The 19060-nt window shown below is 35.2% G+C and carries 16 protein-coding genes and 1 pseudogene; 16 read left to right on the top strand and 1 reads right to left on the bottom strand.

Annotated features, from left to right (window positions below):
* Positions 1-299 precede the first annotated feature (299 nt).
* Entirely contained in the window at positions 300-1760 is a 1461-nt protein-coding gene (locus U5R06_16090) for an oligosaccharide flippase family protein (protein ID MDZ7724276.1), read from the top strand.
* A gap of 20 nt (positions 1761-1780) precedes the next feature.
* Positions 1781-2788, top strand: coding sequence for a nitroreductase family protein (locus tag U5R06_16085; protein ID MDZ7724275.1), 1008 nt, complete (start codon positions 1781-1783; stop codon positions 2786-2788).
* A 200-nt stretch (positions 2789-2988) separates the two neighbouring features.
* Here U5R06_16085 and U5R06_16080 read toward each other — a convergent pair whose 3' ends face one another.
* Positions 2989-4380 (bottom strand): IS1380 family transposase, encoded by a 1392-nt coding sequence (locus U5R06_16080; GenBank protein MDZ7724274.1) that lies wholly within the window; start codon positions 4378-4380, stop codon positions 2989-2991.
* Positions 4381-4669: 289 nt separating this feature from the next.
* Between U5R06_16080 and U5R06_16075 the strand changes: the two genes are divergently transcribed.
* From U5R06_16075 to U5R06_16010, 14 genes and pseudogenes are all read left to right on the top strand, one after another.
* A complete protein-coding gene (locus U5R06_16075; GenBank protein MDZ7724273.1) occupies positions 4670-5800 on the top strand; it encodes a polysaccharide pyruvyl transferase family protein in 1131 nt (376 codons plus the stop codon).
* Positions 5797-6978 carry a glycosyltransferase gene (locus U5R06_16070; protein MDZ7724272.1) on the top strand — a complete coding sequence of 394 codons (1182 nt, stop codon included), beginning with the start codon at positions 5797-5799 and terminating at the stop codon, positions 6976-6978. The genes U5R06_16075 and U5R06_16070 overlap by 4 nt, the downstream gene beginning before the upstream one ends.
* 171 nt (positions 6979-7149) lie before the next feature.
* Entirely contained in the window at positions 7150-8349 is a 1200-nt protein-coding gene (locus tag U5R06_16065) for an O-antigen ligase family protein (GenBank protein ID MDZ7724271.1), read from the top strand.
* 434 nt (positions 8350-8783) lie between these two features.
* Complete coding sequence (locus tag U5R06_16060) at positions 8784-9554, top strand: glycosyltransferase (protein ID MDZ7724270.1); 771 nt, start codon at positions 8784-8786, stop codon at positions 9552-9554.
* A gap of 90 nt (positions 9555-9644) precedes the next feature.
* A complete protein-coding gene (locus U5R06_16055; GenBank protein ID MDZ7724269.1) occupies positions 9645-10652 on the top strand; it encodes a glycosyltransferase family 2 protein in 1008 nt (335 codons plus the stop codon).
* Positions 10653-10710: 58 nt separating this feature from the next.
* Complete coding sequence (locus U5R06_16050; protein ID MDZ7724268.1) at positions 10711-11442, top strand: FkbM family methyltransferase; 732 nt, start codon at positions 10711-10713, stop codon at positions 11440-11442.
* Positions 11443-11548: 106 nt separating this feature from the next.
* Positions 11549-12736 (top strand): glycosyltransferase family 4 protein, encoded by a 1188-nt coding sequence (locus U5R06_16045; protein MDZ7724267.1) that lies wholly within the window; start codon positions 11549-11551, stop codon positions 12734-12736.
* Positions 12733-13697: pseudogene (locus U5R06_16040) on the top strand (NAD-dependent epimerase/dehydratase family protein). Before U5R06_16045 ends, U5R06_16040 begins: the two are co-directional and overlap by 4 nt.
* A gap of 14 nt (positions 13698-13711) precedes the next feature.
* Positions 13712-15106: an undecaprenyl-phosphate glucose phosphotransferase gene (locus U5R06_16035; GenBank protein MDZ7724266.1), complete on the top strand. Its 1395-nt coding sequence runs from the start codon at positions 13712-13714 to the stop codon at positions 15104-15106.
* A 30-nt stretch (positions 15107-15136) separates the two neighbouring features.
* Entirely contained in the window at positions 15137-16684 is a 1548-nt protein-coding gene (locus tag U5R06_16030) for a capsule assembly Wzi family protein (GenBank protein ID MDZ7724265.1), read from the top strand.
* Positions 16685-16687: 3 nt separating this feature from the next.
* Positions 16688-16966 (top strand): hypothetical protein, encoded by a 279-nt coding sequence (locus tag U5R06_16025; GenBank protein ID MDZ7724264.1) that lies wholly within the window; start codon positions 16688-16690, stop codon positions 16964-16966.
* Positions 16967-17687: 721 nt separating this feature from the next.
* Positions 17688-18509, top strand: a complete 822-nt coding sequence (locus U5R06_16020; GenBank protein MDZ7724263.1) for a hypothetical protein — start codon at positions 17688-17690, stop codon at positions 18507-18509.
* An 83-nt stretch (positions 18510-18592) separates the two neighbouring features.
* Entirely contained in the window at positions 18593-18859 is a 267-nt protein-coding gene (locus U5R06_16015) for a hypothetical protein (GenBank protein MDZ7724262.1), read from the top strand.
* Positions 18856-19026 carry a nucleotidyl transferase AbiEii/AbiGii toxin family protein gene (locus tag U5R06_16010; GenBank protein MDZ7724261.1) on the top strand — a complete coding sequence of 57 codons (171 nt, stop codon included), beginning with the start codon at positions 18856-18858 and terminating at the stop codon, positions 19024-19026. The genes U5R06_16015 and U5R06_16010 overlap by 4 nt, the downstream gene beginning before the upstream one ends.
* The last annotated feature ends 34 nt before the right edge of the window (positions 19027-19060 follow it).

Below are 19060 nucleotides of genomic sequence, written 5' to 3'. Positions count from 1 at the left end.
TTTTACAAATTGTATTAATAAACGGAAAAGGAGCCCATTAAAGCTATAAAGCTTGATAATAGTGGTAATGATTTTTAAACGAAATTTATATCTTCTTGAACAAGTTAGTTAAAATATTAATTTATGGGGATAATGATTTTAATTTCCATGATTATTTAAACAAATTGATTTACCCATGAATTTTCAATCAAGAAATTTATACTTTATCTGAAAGAACTAAAAAAAATACATTACAATTGTAGCGAAATAAAAAAATCTACAGAATGCAATAATTTATTCAAGAAATTAGACGATGCGTAATGAATCCATATAGGAATATTTTTAAAACAACCGGAGTAATCGGACTTGTACAGGTATTTAAAATTATATCAGGTTTGTTAAGGAACAAAATGCTCGCCTTATTTACCGGAACTTTGGGATTTGGAACATGGGGATTATATCAATCATATATTGAAATGATGTCGCAAATATCTTTATTAGGTCTTGACCAAAGTGGTGTAAGGCAGATCGCAAAAAATTCAAAAAGTCCAGATAAAGTATACAAGTCAATTTTTATTGTTAGGTGGTGTATTTTAATTGTTTCAATTTGCGCCGCTATTATTTCCATTCTTTTTTCAAAAAAAATATCTCTGGTAATTTTGAATTCTGAAAAATATTATTGGGGAATCATTATAGTATCATTTGTTATTTTATTAAATGGAATTTCTAAAGGACAGATTTCAATACTAACGGGATTGAGAGATATAAAAGGATTAGCATGGAGTCAAATTATTGGCTCAATTATCGGATCAGCTATAGCGATATTTGTTATTTTTATTTTGGGAACGAGTGGAATTCCCCTTTTTCTTTTTACCGTAGGATTAGCCATGGCAGTCTCAACAGGGTATTTTGTTAATAAACTAGATATTAAAAAAATTATACCCTCAATAACCGAGGCAGTACGTGAATTCAAAATATTGATTTATTTGGGTTTAGGTTTTTGTATTTCAAATATTGTTGCCACAGTAATGACATACCTCTCTAATATATATTTGCAAGATTTTTTTAATGTTGATACGGTAGGGATTTATCGTGCTTGTTGGTCAATTTCAAATATATATATAGGCATAATACTAACTTCAATGGGTGTAGATTTAATGCCCAGATTAACGATGGTTGTGGGTGACAAAAAAAAATTAAAGAAAATAATCAATGAGCAAATGGAATTAGGAATACTCATTGCAAGTATAGGTGTTAATGCAATTCTCATTTTTTCGCCATTGGTTTTATTTTTAATTTTTTCATCTGAATTTGTTCAAGGAGCGAGAATAATTCGATGGCAAATATTGGGAGTGAGCCTTAGAATAATGGCATTCCCATTTTCGTATCTAATTATGGCAAAAGGTAAATCTTTGGTTTATATTTTTATACAATCTGTTTTTTGGATAATTGAATTTTTGTTATTAATTTTTTTTACAAAAATATTAGGGTTTTCTGGTTTGGGCATCAATTATTTTGCAGGATATACCTTGTATTTTTTAATGGCTTGGATTATTTGCAAAAAATTAGTTAATATAAAGTTCTCATTATTGCTGAAAAAAATATTGTTTATTTTTATTGTATTAACTGTAGCGAGTATCATAACGAGTTTGATAAAAAACAATTTTTATCGTTATTCTCTTGGAATTATTTTATTGTTGATTAATTTGTATTGGATTATTTTTATTCTGAAAAATAAAATGCAATTTGATATAGTTAATGAGTTAAAAAATAGGTTTTAAACTTGAAATGTTAAAAGTAAATGGATAAAAGAACAAATTTTAAATATTATTTAAAACAAATACTTTCTCCTTTTTGGATATTTTTAGGAGCGGCAATTAAAGAGTATTGGTATGATTTAATGCGTTATTACCATCATTCAGCGACAGCGATGGTAAATAATAGAAGCAAGCTTACAGGAAAAATAATTGCACGATATCATGTCATTGAAAAAGGTTTGGTCATGCCTGAACCTAGATTGGGATTTGGTAAAGAGGTAATAGAGGTATTGATAAATGACAGTATTGAGTATATTAAAAAATATGGACAATCCGATGAACAATTGCAACATGCTATTGCTGTAATATTTGAATATATTGAATTTAATCAAAAAAACGGATACCAGCTAGAAAAGACTACTTTACAGCGTGTAGATGAATTAAAAGCTCACATAAAGATAGAAATGAACCGCTGCGCTCAAAGAAAAATAACAGATAATGAATTCTTTAAACATAGTGAAAGTCCTTTCCCTGTATTTTCCAACTCCAGATCAAGTGTTCGGAATTACGCGGAAGAAGATATACCCATAGACTTGCTTTACAAAGCGATGGATCTGGTGAGGAATACACCCTCAGCCTGTAATCGACAATCTGTGAGAGTATATATTTATTCCAATAAAAAAGAAATAAAGAAGATTCTTAGCGCGCAAGGAGGCAATAGGGGATTTGGAGAACTTGCTAATAAATTAATAGTTATTACTTCTGAATTGGGAAATTATAGTTTTTTGAGTGAAAGAAACTTACTATTTATTGATGGCGGTATTTATGCGATGAATCTTTTATATGCCCTGCATTATTATAAAATAGCAGCATGTATTCTCAATTGTAGTTTTACAAAGAACAAAGAACAATTGATGAGGAGATTAACGAAAATAAAGGATTCAGAGACTTTTGTTGTTATGATTAGCTGCGGTTTTGCACCTAAAGAGTTTAAAATACCTATATCTAAAAGATATACTCTTGAAAATATTGTTAATGTAATTAATACCTAAATTGAGCGATTTTAAAACAGAACAAAATAAACTGGCTCAAAAGGGAGCCAGTCATGTCTATTTGTGTAAATTCTATTCTGTTTTCATGTTACAAAAGTCTTTTTACCTGTTTTTAAAATGAACTATGCCTAAAAACATGAAAAAACTAACATTAGGGCGTATCAATCCTGTGAAATAAAATTTTCTGGAAACATTTTGCTCTATGTCATGAAAGCTGGTTTTTGTTCGCGAATCGCCTGCCATAAAAGTGGAATTTTTAATGCATCATAAGTAGCTTGGGTGACTTTCAAGATTACCTGTTGACTCGTCGATATTATCTTGACAGCAAAATCAATTACAGTCCGGCGAAAAGTGCTGGGATAGCTCGTAACCGGTAACACATCCTGGGTCATATCACGCTTGAAAGCTTCGTATAGAAAATGACTCATCAAAAAAATGTAATAAAAGGCTCTGTTCATTCCAAAGCCTTTAAAGGGAAGCTGCTCGCATACGACAAAATCCTTTTGTGAACGATGAACAAGTTCACCCTTGCCGCGACTATGATCCAATTCAATGATCTTTTCCGCCTTTAAATAGTCATCGCCAACTGCCTGCACCAGCTTTTCATCACATTCTTTATTCTGGCCAATGTTTGTATAAATCACATTGTCCGGTCGAGCAAAATCAAAGGTCATCTGGCCATTATCTTCGGTTTCTTGTGATGTGAAAATGCATCGCCGAAATGTAGACCACGTGTCAAGCCGGTTACCAAATTCAACAAACGACCACGACATTTGATACAAGTGAAATCGATCAACAGGAACTTCTTTAACATATTGTTTAATACCCTTATAGAGCTTTCCGCTGCACGCATAATGAATGCCGAGGCGTTCTTCAAAAAATCTGAAATTCTTATCATCTAAAAAACCGCTGTCTTTAAGCAGTATGATTGGCACATCAGCATAATGGGTTCGAATCGCTTTGACCAAACGTCCAACAGCTTTTCTCAAATCTGTCCCATGATTGCAGTGCACATTGCCAGGACGGAACAATGCATCCACCACATAAGGCCCCCAGCTGATTTGCAGCGGCTGAAAGCCCTTTTTCTTCTTATAAGTTGGCTTAACGCCTTGACGTTTTTGGGCATCGTCATTGTCAAAGACCACCGTATCAGCGAATAATATGATCACTTTGGGCTTTTCAACATGAAGGCGCCAGATAAAAAGCTTGAGCAAAATAGAACGAAAGAGCCATTGTCCGACAAAACCAAGTCGGCGAAACATTCTCTTTATCTGATGCGATGTCGCCATGTGCCAAGGCTCATTCTCCAGGAGCGCGGCATAAGCGTCGTCGTTTTTACGTCGATCAAAGCCTAACATGGAACGGTCGGTGCCATCAATGAACCAGCCCACAACTTGTTTAATAAACTGAAAGCAACTAATGCCCTTGGCCGAACCTTTTAGAGAACCAAGACATTGTTCGAAAAGCTTGAAAAAACCAATATTTTCGACATATTTGATAAAGAAAAACAGGCCGCCGCGCCCGCTCATTTTTTCAGTTGTGACCTCGATTTTTGAAATTTTTACTTGCTTTGAATTGGTTTTTTTCTTCATATTATTGTCACCTTTTGGGTGCGTGGATTGATTTTAGTTGATTTTGTCTTAATTAAAATAATAACAATCCATTATAATCCCAAAAGGTTTTTTATTTTTCGAAGAATCGCTCAGTTTAGGTAATAGTAATGTATAGATTTATGAACCAAGTTAAAAAATGTTATATATCTAACCAATGTTGCATTTGCGATATGATTGCATTATTTAATAACAGACGGTAGGTAAAGCCTATAATTTTATTTCGATGGAGGACTAATAATTTATTATATTTACGTATGAATGCAGATCTATGGACAATAATAATATAAAAATCGGGATAATTACATTTCACCGTGCAGTTAATTATGGTGCGGTATTACAAACTTGGGCACTTGAACAGTATCTTATAAGCAAAGGGTTTAAGGTAGAGATTGTTGACTATAGAAATAAACACATTGAAGATCATTATGAACCTTTCAATTTATTAACATTGTTCCACAAACGCAGATTAATAACTTTTTTAAAATATTTGATATTTTATAACTTGAATACTGGATTGGTAATTAAAAGGAATTTGAGTTTTAGTAAATTTTTAGAATCTAATTTAATTATAACGTCAACAGATTCTCAGGATTTAAATAATTTATTAAAAGATTTTGATGCTCTAATCTGTGGAAGTGATCAAATATGGAATCCCATATTAACAGGAGGGTGGGATAAGATATATTTCCTAAAATTTGATAAAAAAATGAAATGTATCAAGATGGCATATGCTGTGAGTATGGGGAATCTTTCCAAAATAAAAAATAGAGAAAATATAAAGGATATCAAGAATAAATTAAAAGATTTGGACTATATTTCAGTCAGAGAGTCTGGCATGATTAAACTATTAAAACAATATACAAATAAACAAATAATAACAACTATTGATCCTACTTTACTGATAGATCAAAAAATGTATGGGAAGTTAGGACTAGCTAATATTATTGAGGAACCTTATATTTTCGTTTTCCAAGTGGTTAAAGATAAAAGGGCGATGTTGTTAGCAAAAAGGATTGCCCAAAAAGAAGGACTTCGGATCATCCAATTGTTATCTGGTTTAAATAATTTGATATTTAAAAATCGAATTATTCAGACTTGTGGACCTGTGGAATTTTTAAATTTAATAAAATATTCTTCTTATGTTATCACTACTTCTTTTCATGGAACTGCTTTATCTATTGTCTTTAAAAAGAATTTTTTTACCATTAATACAGGTTCCTCAGAGCGACAGGGATATTTATTAAAAAGCTTGGATCTTGATAGTAGATATGTAAATAATATTAATAAAATTAATATCGATGAAATGATCGATTACAATAGGGTTTTTATAAAATTTGAACAGCATAAAAAAAGATCATGTATTTTTTTAAATAAATTAAGCAAAAACTGTAATAAATGAATAATATTAGAGTAGGATTTTATCTGAAAAACAAAAGAATTTCCCAAATTGACTGCAGGAATATAGATAGGGGAAATCCTGGAATTGGTGGTACATTTTATGCAATGATTTCACTTATTTATTACTTGAATTTATTTAAAACCTCTTCTTTTGTTTTCAAAACTTATCTCGAAGCAAAGATGATGTTACCCTCTGACATTAATGCTACTCTTGTAGACTCTACAAATGAGCTTGGAAAATTCATTTTGCATGATAATATCGATATATTAGTAGTAAGCAGGATAAATGAATTAGATGCAAACGAAGAACTTTTTTCTTCAATATCAAAGTTGAAATGTAAAGTAATAATTTGGGCCCATACTTTTATTCCCCCAAGATGGATAAATTATTATTCACGAAATTTGAAAATTGTTAAAGTAGTATGTGTGGGGAAAGAACAATTAGGTTTGTTGCTGGATCACGAATTATATGAAAAATCGATGTATATTTTTAATGGGGTAAATTGCAATGATAGTCTTTATAAAATAGATAACCAAAGAGAGAATGTAGTTACATATATTGGAAGCCTGTCACCACATAAAGGTTTCCATCTGTTAGCAAAGTCATGGAAAAAAGTGCTAAAAGTGGTGCCGGATGCTACATTAAATGTAATTGGCACCGGTCAGTTGTATGATAGGAAAACAAAACTTGGAAAGTATGGATTAGCAGAGAAATATTATGAGAAATTGTTCGTCAAATATATATTAGATTCATCGGGTAATATCTTACCTTCCGTTAGGTTTTTAGGTATTCTCGGGGTTGAAAAAAAAGATGTTCTAAATAAAACTAAAGTTGGAGTGCCCAACCCTAGTGGTCTTACAGAAACATTTGGTTATACAGCAATAGAATTACAACTCGCTGGATGTAGCATTGTAACTAAAAAATGTCCTGGATATCTTGATACGGTGTACAAAGAGAGTGGAATACTATTGGATAAAACATCCCCTTATCAATTAGCAAATGCCATCATAAGTTTACTTCAAAGAGAAGGTTATAATTCAAATAAAACAGTTCAATTTATTAAAGATAATTTTTCATTCCAGGTAATTACTAAGAAATGGTTCGATTTATTCTTAGCAGTATATAATGATAATATTGTTGATAATACCCCCCCCCTGCTTTTTACTACAAGGGAGTAGCTATAAGAAAAATAAATAAGAGGTTAAAGTCAATTTTACCGTTTGCCTCGATTATCCCTTCTTATTTTTCATTAGAATATTCTTATGCTAAGGTATTACATTTTATATATTTAGTAGTACATTTCAAGACAAGTATTCAAAAGTTTATCGATCGAGTAAAGATTTATTTTGATGAATAAGATACAATTATATTTTTTTAGGATTCTGGTACTTCTTATCGGAATTTATCTTGGTTTTGAATACTATTTTAGGCTAAGAAGTATTGATGAATCTGAAAGTATAATCGTTTATCAACTACTGAAATCAATAATAATTATTTTCTTTTTTACCTATACGTTGTTGAATATTTCCACCAAAAATAGCAGTATTTTCAAGTGGACAATAATTTGGAGTATTTACATCTATATTACAAGTGTATTTCATACGAATCAGATATGGAATGTTTTTGCATATGTATACCAAGTATTATTTTGGCCATTATCGATCCTTTTTTTCTATATATTTTTCAAAAAATCTAACGAGATGCTTTTAAATAATCTAATTGCTCTTTTTTGTACATTGTTATTAATTTTTTCATTCTTTTTTTTTAGAGAATATAATTATGTAAATCAATATTTAACAAATACAATGTTACAATTGAATATATCTTATTTCACATTATTGATTTTACCCTGGTGTTTTTTCATCTCAAACAAAATGCTAAAAATATTTTCTCAAATAATAATACTCGCTGTAGTTGCATTTTCATTGAAAAGAACTGCAATTATTAGTTATTTTTTTGCATTATTGGGAGGATATGGTTTGAAAATAATTATGAAAAAAGGAGCGAAAAAATTTCAGTATTTTTTAATTTATTTGGTAATACTGATTTTAATTTTAGGTATTTTTGTTAAAATTAATGATTTTAATGAAGAATGGATTTATAAAAGGTTTCTTAATATTACTGATGACAGGGGAAGTTATAGACTTGAGATTTATAAAACGGTGATAGGCTTATTGCAAGCCAGCTCATTGGTAGATCTTATCTTTGGTCATGGCCACAATGAAGTAAAAAATGAAATGTTTGATGGGCTTTCTGCACACAATGATTGGTTGGAATGTACTTATGATTATGGTATAATCGGTTTGATTATCTATATTTTATTACATTTAATTATTTTAAGAAGAGCAATTTATTTATACAAGATAAAATCAAATCTAGCTGTACCATTATTATCCAGTTATCTCATTTTTTTTACAATGTCGATGTTTTCACATTTGATTATGTATCCTTATGTTTTTATAATAATGACAATTTTATGGGGGACAGTATTTGGAATGTCTGAAAAATCTTTCTCGTCCGATACCAAAAGTACCGTAATAAAATGGTAAATAGAAAAGTTAGACTTGTGATTTTTAATGAGGATTTTTGGTCTAAAGGTCTTATATATACACAACATATTATACCTTTTAGAAAATTAATACAAAAACATGATTATTCTTTTGAAATTGTTGCCTTCATATCTTTTTTCGATTTGATCAAAAATAGAAGAAAAATTGCATTTTTTAGAAATGAACTTATAAAAAAAAATATACATGTGATTATTCGGCCAATTTTATATTTGCGATCACGATTTTTCTATCCCAGATGGTATCTAATACCGTTTTTGTTTACTAATTTATTTTTTTATATAATAATGATGAGGTTTACAGATTGGTGTCGTAATGAAGAATTATACTATAACCTACGATCTTATCAGATTGCATTAGTGTTTTGTTTATTTTATGGAAACAGAAAAAGACTGGTGTTTGATCCAAGATCTGATATGATAAATGAACTGGTTTTAATCGGTATTTGGAAGAAAAATTCAATTTCAGAGAGATTATGGAAATACTTTGAAAAGGTTACGATTAATAGATCTAATAAAGTGCTTTTCATCTCAAATACAATGAAGAAAGATTTTTTAAATAGATCCGGCTTAGATGATAATAAAGATAGATATATAGTATATTACAATAAAGTTGATTTTAATCATTTTGAGCCAATAAACAAAGCTCATAAGCAGTTTACTTTTTTATATTCAGGTAGTTTGGGACATTGGAATAACCTCTATACTTATCTTTCTTTTTTTAAAAGAATATGTAATATTCATAATGATTCAGTGTTATATATTGTTACCAGTACTAGACCTTCAAAATATACAGGTGTCTTGAATAGTTCAGAGTTTATGGATATAAGAAATAAAATTAAATTGTTTACTAATGTTAACTATGAAGATTTGCCTGGAATTTATTCAGAATGCAACTATGGTCTCCAGTTAATGAATAAATCTGACAGTAGGTTAGGGGTGAAATTTGTAGAGTATATTGCAACTGGCTTGATTCCTATTGTGAATGAGAATGTTAAAGGTGCTGTGGAGTTTATTAAAATCTATTCAACAGGTCTAGTTATTAAGAACGATTTTGATGAAATAGATGAAGCATTTATTGATTCACTGCTAGATATAAGGGCGTCCTTTCCAGATAATATATCATATATTCGGCAATTAATTGATGCTAATTCATCAGCCTCGGAATTATCCAAGATTTTTAAGTAATTTTTGTTTTATCTGTGATTTTAAAATTTGTAATTGTAATTCTGATCAACTAAAGCTATTAATTTGTTTCCAATAATATTGGATGGCATAATGAAAGATGTTTCGATAATCATAGTAAATTATAATACTTATAAATATACAATTAATTGTATAAAGTCAATTATAGAAAATAGTTATGGACTAGATATAGAAATTATTGTTATCGATAATGGTTCTCGTGAATTCAATCTTGAAGAAATAAAAAAAATGTCAAAAATGATTTTTGTTACCAGAAATGATAATAATGAAGGATTCTCATCTGCAAATAACAAAGGCATACAGCTATCAACCGGGAAATATATTTTGCTCCTAAACAATGATACTATTATTCTTCCCAATACACTGCAATTGGCAAAATCGTACATGGATCAGAATCCTTTAGTAGGGATTTTAGGTTGTAAGTTGTTGAATCCAGATTATACTCTACAACCGTCCATTGTTAATTATCCCAGAGTATTCAATGATCTACTAAAACTATGTATACCTGAATTTTTTAGAAAAAATACACCGAAAAAAAGAGCTTTCATTTCCAATCACCTAAAACCTTTAACAAAAATTGGACTTGGTTTATTTTATAATGCAAATGATATTACTTATGTTGAAATTGTGGTGGGCGCTTTCATGTTTACACGAAGGGAGGCTTTAAATGAAATAGGACTACTCGATGAAGGTTTCTTTTTTATGGTAGAGGAGGCGGACTGGTGTTATAGATTTATGAAAAATGGATGGAAGATTTGTTATTTCCCAGCTGCAAAAATTATTCACTATGGTGGTGCCGCTTTAAATCAAGAATTCCCGGGTAAATATTTTGTCCAAATGTATAAAAGTCGTTTATACTATTACCAGAAGCATTTATCTAAAGCAAATAGTTATTTATTTATTTTTGGAGTTTCAACAATACTGTTTATTAAAGTATTATTAATGATAGCTATACTTCCAGTTTTTGATGATCAAAAAAAAAAGAAACAAATATCTAAATTGAATACATATAAAAGAACAATCAAGATGTTAATAAAACCATCTATAAGAAAGATGAATGTTCTGGAAAATGATTTTTAAAAATATTGATTTTAAATGATTAACTGATTTTTTTACATTTTTTTACGAGTATTTAATCATGCAATTTATACAAAAAAAAATAAAAAAGTTATTAAAAATAATTTGCAATAAAATGTATTTAAAAGCTTTATTAAAGGGTGTGGCTGCCAGCGTTGAACATGAATCAGTATTGAAAACAATGAATATAAATACAATTATTGATATCGGTGGCAATAGAGGACAATTTTCTCTCGTTGCAAGGAATATTTTCCCGAATGCAAAAATTATTGCATTCGAACCTCTGAAAAAACCTTTTAATATATTTAGAGAATTATTCTTAAATGATGAGAAGGTTCAATTATACCAATATGCGTTAGGGCATGAAGAAGGAGAAACAGTTATGCATGTTTCCCGGCGGGATGATTCCTCCTCTCTCCTTCCAATCAGTAAACTTCAGGAATCCGTTTTCCCCGGGACTAATGAAGAATATATGTGTAATGTTATGGTATCACGCTTAGATAGTATCATCGATTTTAATATTATCGATAGCCCTATTCTTTTAAAATTAGATATTCAGGGTTACGAATACCAGGTGCTTGAAAGCTGTGTTTCATTTATTGACTTGTTTGAATATATTTATTGTGAGTTATCTTTCGTTGAGCTATATAGTGACCAAGTATTGGCTAATAAGATAATTGATTTTTTAAGTTTGCATAATATTATTTTAGTAGGAGTCTATAATTTATCATATGATAATCAAGGTCTCGCTATTCAAGGTGATTTTCTATTCAAAAAATCATGTCACCTTTAGAATTTGTATTGTTCAGTTTTTCATTGAGTGATATATGCAATTGCAAGTATTTGACTTTTCAGAATACAGTTTAATATTATTATTGAAAGCTTGATGTGAGATCAAAATGAAAATAATTATCCACGACTACTGCGGGCATCCGTTTCCATTTGATCTGAGTCGTGAACTGGCAAAACGGGGACATCGAGTATGGCATGTTTACACGTCAGCGAGTGGGGGGCCGAAAGCAGGGCTGGTCTCGGATAATGAAAATCTGACAGTTGTTAATATTGAACATGATCCCGTACAAAAAATGAATTTTGTAAAAAGGTGGTTTCAGGAACACGAATACGGTGTAAAAATATCCGCAGAAATCACTAAATTGAAACCAGATGTCGTCTTGTCTTCGAATACACCTCTGGAAGCACAACGACTTTTATTAAAAACCTGTAACAAATTGAAAATCCCCATGATCCATTGGTTGCAGGATATAATCAGTGTTGCAGCTCGGCGTCTTTTAAAAAAGCGCATGGGGTTCCTGGGACGAGCTATTGGGTGGCACTTTGACAAATTGGAGAGAAACATTTTACAAACGTGTTCGCATATAATATCCATTGCACCTGAATTCAGACGCCAGCTCGATGCATGGAATATATCAGAAGACAAAGTTACCGTTATCCCCAATTGGGCACCGATTCGTGATATACCCGTTATGCCCAAAAAGAATGATTGGTCTAAAGATTTAAAAATTGACAATAAATTTGTTGTTTTATATTCCGGTACCCTTGGTATGAAACACAATCCCGACGTCATCGTAGATGCGGCTGTTTCGCTGAAATCCAGCAAGGATATTTGTTTCGTGGTTGTATCGGAAGGGCAAGGGATGGATTATTTAAAGCAGGAAAAGGGGAATAAAGAATTGTCCAATTTGCTATTGTTACCCTTGCAGCCGTTTGATAAATTTCCTCAGGTGCTTGCTGCTGCGGATTTGCTTCTGGTACTTTTAGAAGAGGATGCCGGTATCTTTAGTGTTCCGTCGAAAGTGTGGTCAGGGTATTGTGCGCAGCGACCTTCATTGCTTGTCGTTCCGCCGGAAAATTTGTCGGCAAAAATAACTCGACGAATTAAAGCCGGCAAGGTTATCGCACTCGAAGAAAAGCAGCAATTGCCCGATATTATCCTGGATCTTAAGAATGTTCCTGACGCTCGTTCTGTTTGGGGGGAGAATGCACGGAGATATGCAGAGAAACACTTTCAAATTGCTACCATTGCAGATAAATTTGAAAACATATTGAAATCGGAGGCAAACATATGAAATCAGCATTGGTTTGTGGCGCCGGCGGTTTTATAGGGTTTCATTTGGTGAACCGCCTTAAGCAAGAAGGCTTTTAGGTTCGGGGAGTGGATTTGAAATATCCTCAATTTTCCCCAACCCAGGCTGATGATTTTATTATAGGCGACTTGCGGGATCCTCAAGTTTGCCTTTTAGCGGTGGACCGTAAATTTGACCATGTTTACCAACTGGCTGCGGATATGGGAGGAGCGGGGTATGTGTTTACCGGCGACCATGACGCCGATATCATGCATAATTCTGCTTTAATAAATTTGAATATATTGGAGACCTGTTATCGGCGTAATATTAAACGGATATTTTACTCTTCCTCCGCCTGTATTTATCCCGAATTCAATCAAACAAATCCGGAGAATCCTAATTGCAAGGAACAATCAGCTTATCCCGCTCAACCGGATAGCGAATATGGGTGGGAAAACTCTTTAGTGAAAGATTGTATCTGTCCTTTGGAAGAAACTATGGTATGCAGGTCAGGATTGCACGATTTCATAATATTTTCGGTCCGCAGGGAGCCTGGAATGATGGTCGGGAAAAAGCGCCAGCGGCGTTTTGTAGAAAAGTGGCAGAGGCAGATGATAAGGGTGAAATTTTGATGTGGGGAGATGGGAAACAAACACGTTCATTTCTTTTTATTGATGAATGTCTGGAAGGTGTACGTCGATTGATGGAATCTGATTTTACCGGGCCTGTGAATATTGGTTCTGATGAAATGGTCACGATCAATCAACTGGCCAAATTGGTGATGCAGGTTGCTGGGAAATCATGCAGAATCAAGCATATCCCGGGCCCCCTGGGAGTGCGCGGCCGATGTTCAGATAATCGTATGATTCATGAAAAATTAGGTTGGGCGCCTGATTATCCGTTAAAAAAGGGATTGGAGAAAACCTATCCCTGGATACAAAAGCAAGTGGAGCCAAATCAATAAATGGGAGGAGGGGTATGCTGAAAACCAAAGCCAAATGGTTCAATATGATCTGGGGAGTCCTGGACCTGATTATTATAAGCACAAGTTTTTATATGGTGTTCTGGTTCAGATTCAATTGGTTACCTGTCTTTTACGGTTCACGTCCTGATCTATCGACCTATATTATAGAACTTTTTCTTTTCATTGTCATTTGGCTGCTTAGCGCCTGGTCTTCCGGTCTTTACACCTCCAAGCGCGTCAGTTCAAGCGCGGCGGATTGGCGGCCTGTTTTCGTGTCCACAGGTCTTGCTGTCCTCGCGTTTGCAGCCGTGAGTTTTTTGATCAAACCCCTTGACATTTCCCGTTTGATGCTTGCTATTTTTGCCGTTTGGATCATCCTGGTGCTGGGTATCTGGCACCAATTGGTCCGCATGACCCTGGCTCATTTTCGCGCGCTTGGGTACAACCAGCGAAGGGCGTTGATTGTCGGCGGTGGTGAACTGGCCCGGCGGGTGGAAACTGTTTTTGAGCAGCGTCCCTGGTACGGATTCAAAGTGGACGGATATTGCAGCAACAACGGTGTGCCGGCGGATGCACAGGCCCCCTTGTTGGGATCGATTTCTCAATTATCTGAAATATTAAGTAAACATACCATCGATCGGGTTATGCTCACATTGCCGCTCAATCAAAAACAGCAAATTCGCAATGTTGCCAATATCTGCGAGTTTGCCGGCGTTGAACTGAATATTGTACCCGATTTATTTGAACTTGTACAACCGCGTACCAAAGTGTTTGAATTGGATGGTATGCCTGTAGTCGGGATTCGTAACACACCTGTCGATACCTTTCAGTATCAATGGGTTAAACGCCTTTTTGATATTGTTTTTTCATTTTTTGCACTTTTAATTTTGTCGCCTCTGTTTGCACTTGTTGCTACTGCAATTAAATTAACATCCCGGGGCCCTGTTTTTTTTGTTCAAAAACGCATCAGCTACAATGGTGAACAATTTGATTTTTACAAATTCCGCACCATGCAGCAGCAACCTGAATCTGTCAGTGACACCACCTGGACACAGGAAAAGGATGTGCGTGTAACGCCTGTGGGGGCCTTTTTAAGAAAAACTTGTCTGGATGAACTCCCGCAATTCTGGAATGTACTCAAAGGAGATATGAGTATTGTCGGTCCGCGTCCGGAACGTCCGCATTTTATCGAGCAGTTCAAACAAGACATTCCCGGCTATATGATGCGGCATGTGGTTCGCGCCGGGATTACCGGCTGGGCCCAGATTCACGGATTGCGCGGCGATACTTCGATTGAACGACGCATTGAATACGATCTCTTTTATATTGAAAATTGGTCTTTTCTTCTGGATCTTGCCATTATTTTAAAAACGCCGTTCAAAGGCTTTTGGAACAAGCATGCCTATTAATAACATTATGAATAATTCTATGGATTGGTTATGAAAATCAGTCAAATTTGCTTTTTCTGTCTGTTTCTGGTTGTTGTCTCTTCACAAGCAGCTGTGCACGAAACACTCCCGACGTTTCACTGGGCCTATGATGATATAAAAGTCCTGCAGGACAGAGGATTTTTATTAGAACTGAATCCCTTGCAACTGCCGTACACGCGCGGTGAGGTTGCCCGGGAACTATCGGGCGAGGAAGAGAAAATAAAGGCTTTGAATTCCGCCTTTGTTACCCATATCTATGAAAAACTCCAATATGAATTTATGTCTGAAGCTACCGGTGCCCATATTACAGGTCGAGCGCGGTTGGAAGCGAATTTGGATGATGAGCCTGAGAACAATGCCGCTTACAGGGGGATATACCGTGCCGGTGCCGGAGCGCAGATTGGAGAGCATGTCTTTGCTTACAGCGGCGTCAATTTCGATCAATATGATTATCATGATCCTCTCTATAAAGGCGATAAATGGCGGGGCATTGCCGGGTACACCGAGCAGGCGTATGTGCGTGTGAATTGGGATCGATTTGATGTATTAATCGGCAGGGATTTTCTGCGCTGGGGACCTGGAGAGACGGGCTCTCTGGTATTATCCAATCATGCCAGACCGCTTGATCAATTGCGCGCCCGCGCCCGATTCGGACCTTTTGACTATATGTTTGTCATATCCGAGCTTGATCCCATGAATGGATTGGCCAGAGATTCCAGTCGGTTTACAGCACGTCGATATTTATCCGGTCATCGATTGGGATTGTCTTTGTTTGAAAACAGGTTCAGGGTTGCCGTGTCAGAGATCATGGTTTATGGTGGAGAAAATCAGTCTTTTAACAGCGTTTATTTGAATCCGGTGCTTTTTTATCACGGAGCACAAAAGAATGAAGCGGGCGCCGGTAATGTACTTCCCGCTGTGGATTTTCTTTATTATCCGCACAACTCTTTTCATGTCTACGCGTCACTGCTGATTGATGATATTCAAATTGAGAAAACCAGACCTGGTGATTTAGAACCCAATGAGATCGGATTGATCACCGGTGTGAAATGGTCTGATCCGTTTGCTTTTTCCGGTCTTACATTGTCTGGAGAATATACACGTGTCACCAATAGAACCTATAAAACATTGAGCTTTCACGAAGTCTTCCTGCACCGCAACAAACCCCTGGGGCATCCGCTGGGCAATGACTTTGATTTGCTGCAGATCGAGGCCGAGCAGTGGTTTTCTGCGGATTTGCAATGTAAGCTGCACTACAGTCACACCCGCCGTGGTGAAGGATCGATTTACACGCCGTTTGATACCCCGTGGATCGATTACACCGCAGAACAAGGCTACTCGGAACCCTTTCCCACCGGTGTTGTTGAAACGCGGAACAGCATCGGTCTTTCTGCCCGTTATCAGCCGTCTATCCACTGGGGCGTCAACGCTGAATGGTACTACAATATGTATGACAACTATCAAAAAGTAAAAGGCGAGAACGAAACGCACACCACCTGGCGGCTTGGATTGTGGTGGGACGGGGAGGTGGTGTTTGGGTTTGACAATGAACAATAAGCAATGATCAATGAACGCATCACTCAAGAAACTGGTAATCTGAAACTGGCGATTGCACAGACAGAACAACGTCTGGATAATCGTATTACCACCGAACTATCCAAAGTCAATGAGCGGATGACCGAAGAGATCGGCAAAGTTAATGTGACAATTGCCGATGTAGAAAAACGCCTGGACTCAAAAATTGAGCACACCCGCGCCGACCTTATCAAATGGATGTTTATTTTCTGGATCGGTCAGGTCGGGGCGTTGTTGGGGATTTTGTTTGCGTTTTTCAAATAAAATAGCAGGTTTTAAACGCGGATTTCAGGTGGTTTCCTTTGAATAACGAGCTCAACTTTGTTTTGCTTTCGTCCTCGCCACATTTTTGTTACCTTTAATCATTTTTTCATTCCTTTGCCGGTCTTTTTCTCCTTCCATCGGCCCCCAACTCCCTTTTCATTTTGCAGTTAAAGTTAATTGTTTTATATTGTAATACGTGCCCAGCATTTTTATTTGAATCGAACTTTTACTTTTGGTTTGAAAACACCAGAGCATGCTGAGCCATATATAGATGAAACTGTTATGCCTCGTTTCCGGCTCAACGGCCTTTGTTGTCTCTGCCGGCCTCTGCGTTTGGTGAATAACCAAGACTGCGATCAAAATAACAATTTTTAAATTTTACCATGACACACTCTAAACAATCAAATACTTTACAAGGATTTTTAGCCGGCAAACCGGTGACGGGGAACCAGCTCGTCGGACGGAAACAGATCGTTCAACAAATAATGCATCTCACGAGCAGAGGGCAGAGTGTGGTGCTGGTGGCGCCGCGGCGTTTTGGAAAAACATCAGTATTATTGGAGGTTTTGAGACGATTCGATGATACAAAAGTCTATTCCGGATACATTGATTTTTTCTCAACGCCTAATAAGGAACTATTGGCCGAAAAAATCACTGAATCTGTTTTGCAAAATAAAAACTGGATTCACTGTTTAACAAATTCAAGGATAATATCAGCGAATTGCTCAGACATATTGAATTCAAACAGACCATTGAAGAGTTTGACTATATTCTTTCATTTGCGGATCGTCACAAGGATCCTGATAAACTATTATCCGCCAGTGTCGATTTTATAAATGACTTTGCCGTCCGCCATCAACATGATATGGTCTGCATTTTCGACGAATTTGGCGATTTGCAAAAATTGGATGGGACTGAAATTATAAAGCTTTTTCGCGCGAAAATTCAACAACAACAGGCAACCTATATTTTTTCCGGCAGCTATGAATCGGTTATGAATGATTTGTTTATTTCTTCTCATGCCCCCTTTTATCGGTTTGCCCGAATTATAAAGTTGGGGTGTATTGAAAAATCAGCTTTTAAAACCTATTTGAGTCATGTTTTTAAAAGCCTTCAGATCAATGTAGAGCAGGCAAGTCTGGATACCATCCTTGACTTTACCGGAGGTCATCCGTATTACACGCAATTGATCTGTCAGCAAATTGAACTGGAACATGCGACAGAGAGGACTGTAAAGGCATCGCAGATTGCGGATTATATTGAATCTGCTATGTGGGTTGAAATCAATTACATTGAGACCCTTTGGCAGGAACTGAGCAAAAGTCGGGAGAATGTTGCTGTGCTCGTGGCATTGGCCGAAAATCGCGAAAAAATATATAGTAAAATTAATACAAAGCATGTCAATGTGGCACGTGCCATTAAACGATTTGAGAAGAATGGTATCATTGAAAAAAGGAACAAGCAGTATACAGTAACCGACCCTCTGTTTCTGTACTGGATCAAACGCAAACTATTGCGCAAAAACAAGACAGAATGTGTATGAGACACATTGTGTCTTAATGATTGCTGTAAAATGATCGCAGGAATTTATTCTTACAAATACATAAACGCTATACTGTGTTTTTCATGACCGGTATCAATACAAAATACATTCAAGAAACAATACAGCCCATACTTTGGGATTATGACATTGATCCTGTCGTCTTTTACAACATCGCTCTGGGTGAACATTCTGCTGTTGGAATGCTGAATCAGGAGCGTGCATTATTGCGTATTTTACAACAATTGCCTTTTTATGATATCCTGGATTTGTTTGGGAAAACATTTTTGAAAAAAAACCTGACACCGGACCTGATCAAAAAGATGCGGTTTGCGCATCAACGAAAATTATGAAATCATACGAAAAATATTACAGGGAGAGCCTGTATCCTTTTCAGGATGGAGCGCTGAAACGCGTCAACGCTGCAGAAACGCCGTTCTATCTAACCGGTGGTACTGCACTGAGCCGTCATTATTTTGATCATCGTTTTTCGGATGATCTCGTTTTTTTCGTGAACTAATGTTTTAAATAGTCATCGGAACACGTCCGCCCTT

The organism is candidate division KSB1 bacterium, assembly GCA_034521575.1.
GTDB lineage: Bacteria > Zhuqueibacterota > Zhuqueibacteria > Residuimicrobiales > Krinioviventaceae > JAXHMJ01.
This window is presented reverse-complemented; position numbering and strand designations above follow the sequence as displayed.

Bases quoted from the DNA above. Each gene is read 5' to 3' on its own strand.
- U5R06_16065 (MDZ7724271.1), top strand. From the start codon at position 7,150: ATGAATAAGATACAATTATATTTTTTTAGGATTCTGGTACTTCTTATC.
- U5R06_16090 (MDZ7724276.1), top strand. From the start codon at position 300: ATGAATCCATATAGGAATATTTTTAAAACAACCGGAGTAATCGGACTT.
- U5R06_16015 (MDZ7724262.1), top strand. From the start codon at position 18,593: ATGACCGGTATCAATACAAAATACATTCAAGAAACAATACAGCCCATA.
- U5R06_16055 (MDZ7724269.1), top strand. From the start codon at position 9,645: ATGAAAGATGTTTCGATAATCATAGTAAATTATAATACTTATAAATAT.
- U5R06_16085 (MDZ7724275.1), top strand. From the start codon at position 1,781: ATGGATAAAAGAACAAATTTTAAATATTATTTAAAACAAATACTTTCT.
- U5R06_16050 (MDZ7724268.1), top strand. From the start codon at position 10,711: ATGCAATTTATACAAAAAAAAATAAAAAAGTTATTAAAAATAATTTGC.
- U5R06_16030 (MDZ7724265.1), top strand. From the start codon at position 15,137: ATGAAAATCAGTCAAATTTGCTTTTTCTGTCTGTTTCTGGTTGTTGTC.
- U5R06_16060 (MDZ7724270.1), top strand. From the start codon at position 8,784: ATGATAAATGAACTGGTTTTAATCGGTATTTGGAAGAAAAATTCAATT.
- U5R06_16080 (MDZ7724274.1), bottom strand. From the start codon at position 4,380: ATGAAGAAAAAAACCAATTCAAAGCAAGTAAAAATTTCAAAAATCGAG.
- U5R06_16070 (MDZ7724272.1), top strand. From the start codon at position 5,797: ATGAATAATATTAGAGTAGGATTTTATCTGAAAAACAAAAGAATTTCC.
- U5R06_16025 (MDZ7724264.1), top strand. From the start codon at position 16,688: ATGATCAATGAACGCATCACTCAAGAAACTGGTAATCTGAAACTGGCG.
- U5R06_16075 (MDZ7724273.1), top strand. From the start codon at position 4,670: ATGGACAATAATAATATAAAAATCGGGATAATTACATTTCACCGTGCA.
- U5R06_16045 (MDZ7724267.1), top strand. From the start codon at position 11,549: ATGAAAATAATTATCCACGACTACTGCGGGCATCCGTTTCCATTTGAT.
- U5R06_16035 (MDZ7724266.1), top strand. From the start codon at position 13,712: ATGCTGAAAACCAAAGCCAAATGGTTCAATATGATCTGGGGAGTCCTG.
- U5R06_16010 (MDZ7724261.1), top strand. From the start codon at position 18,856: ATGAAATCATACGAAAAATATTACAGGGAGAGCCTGTATCCTTTTCAG.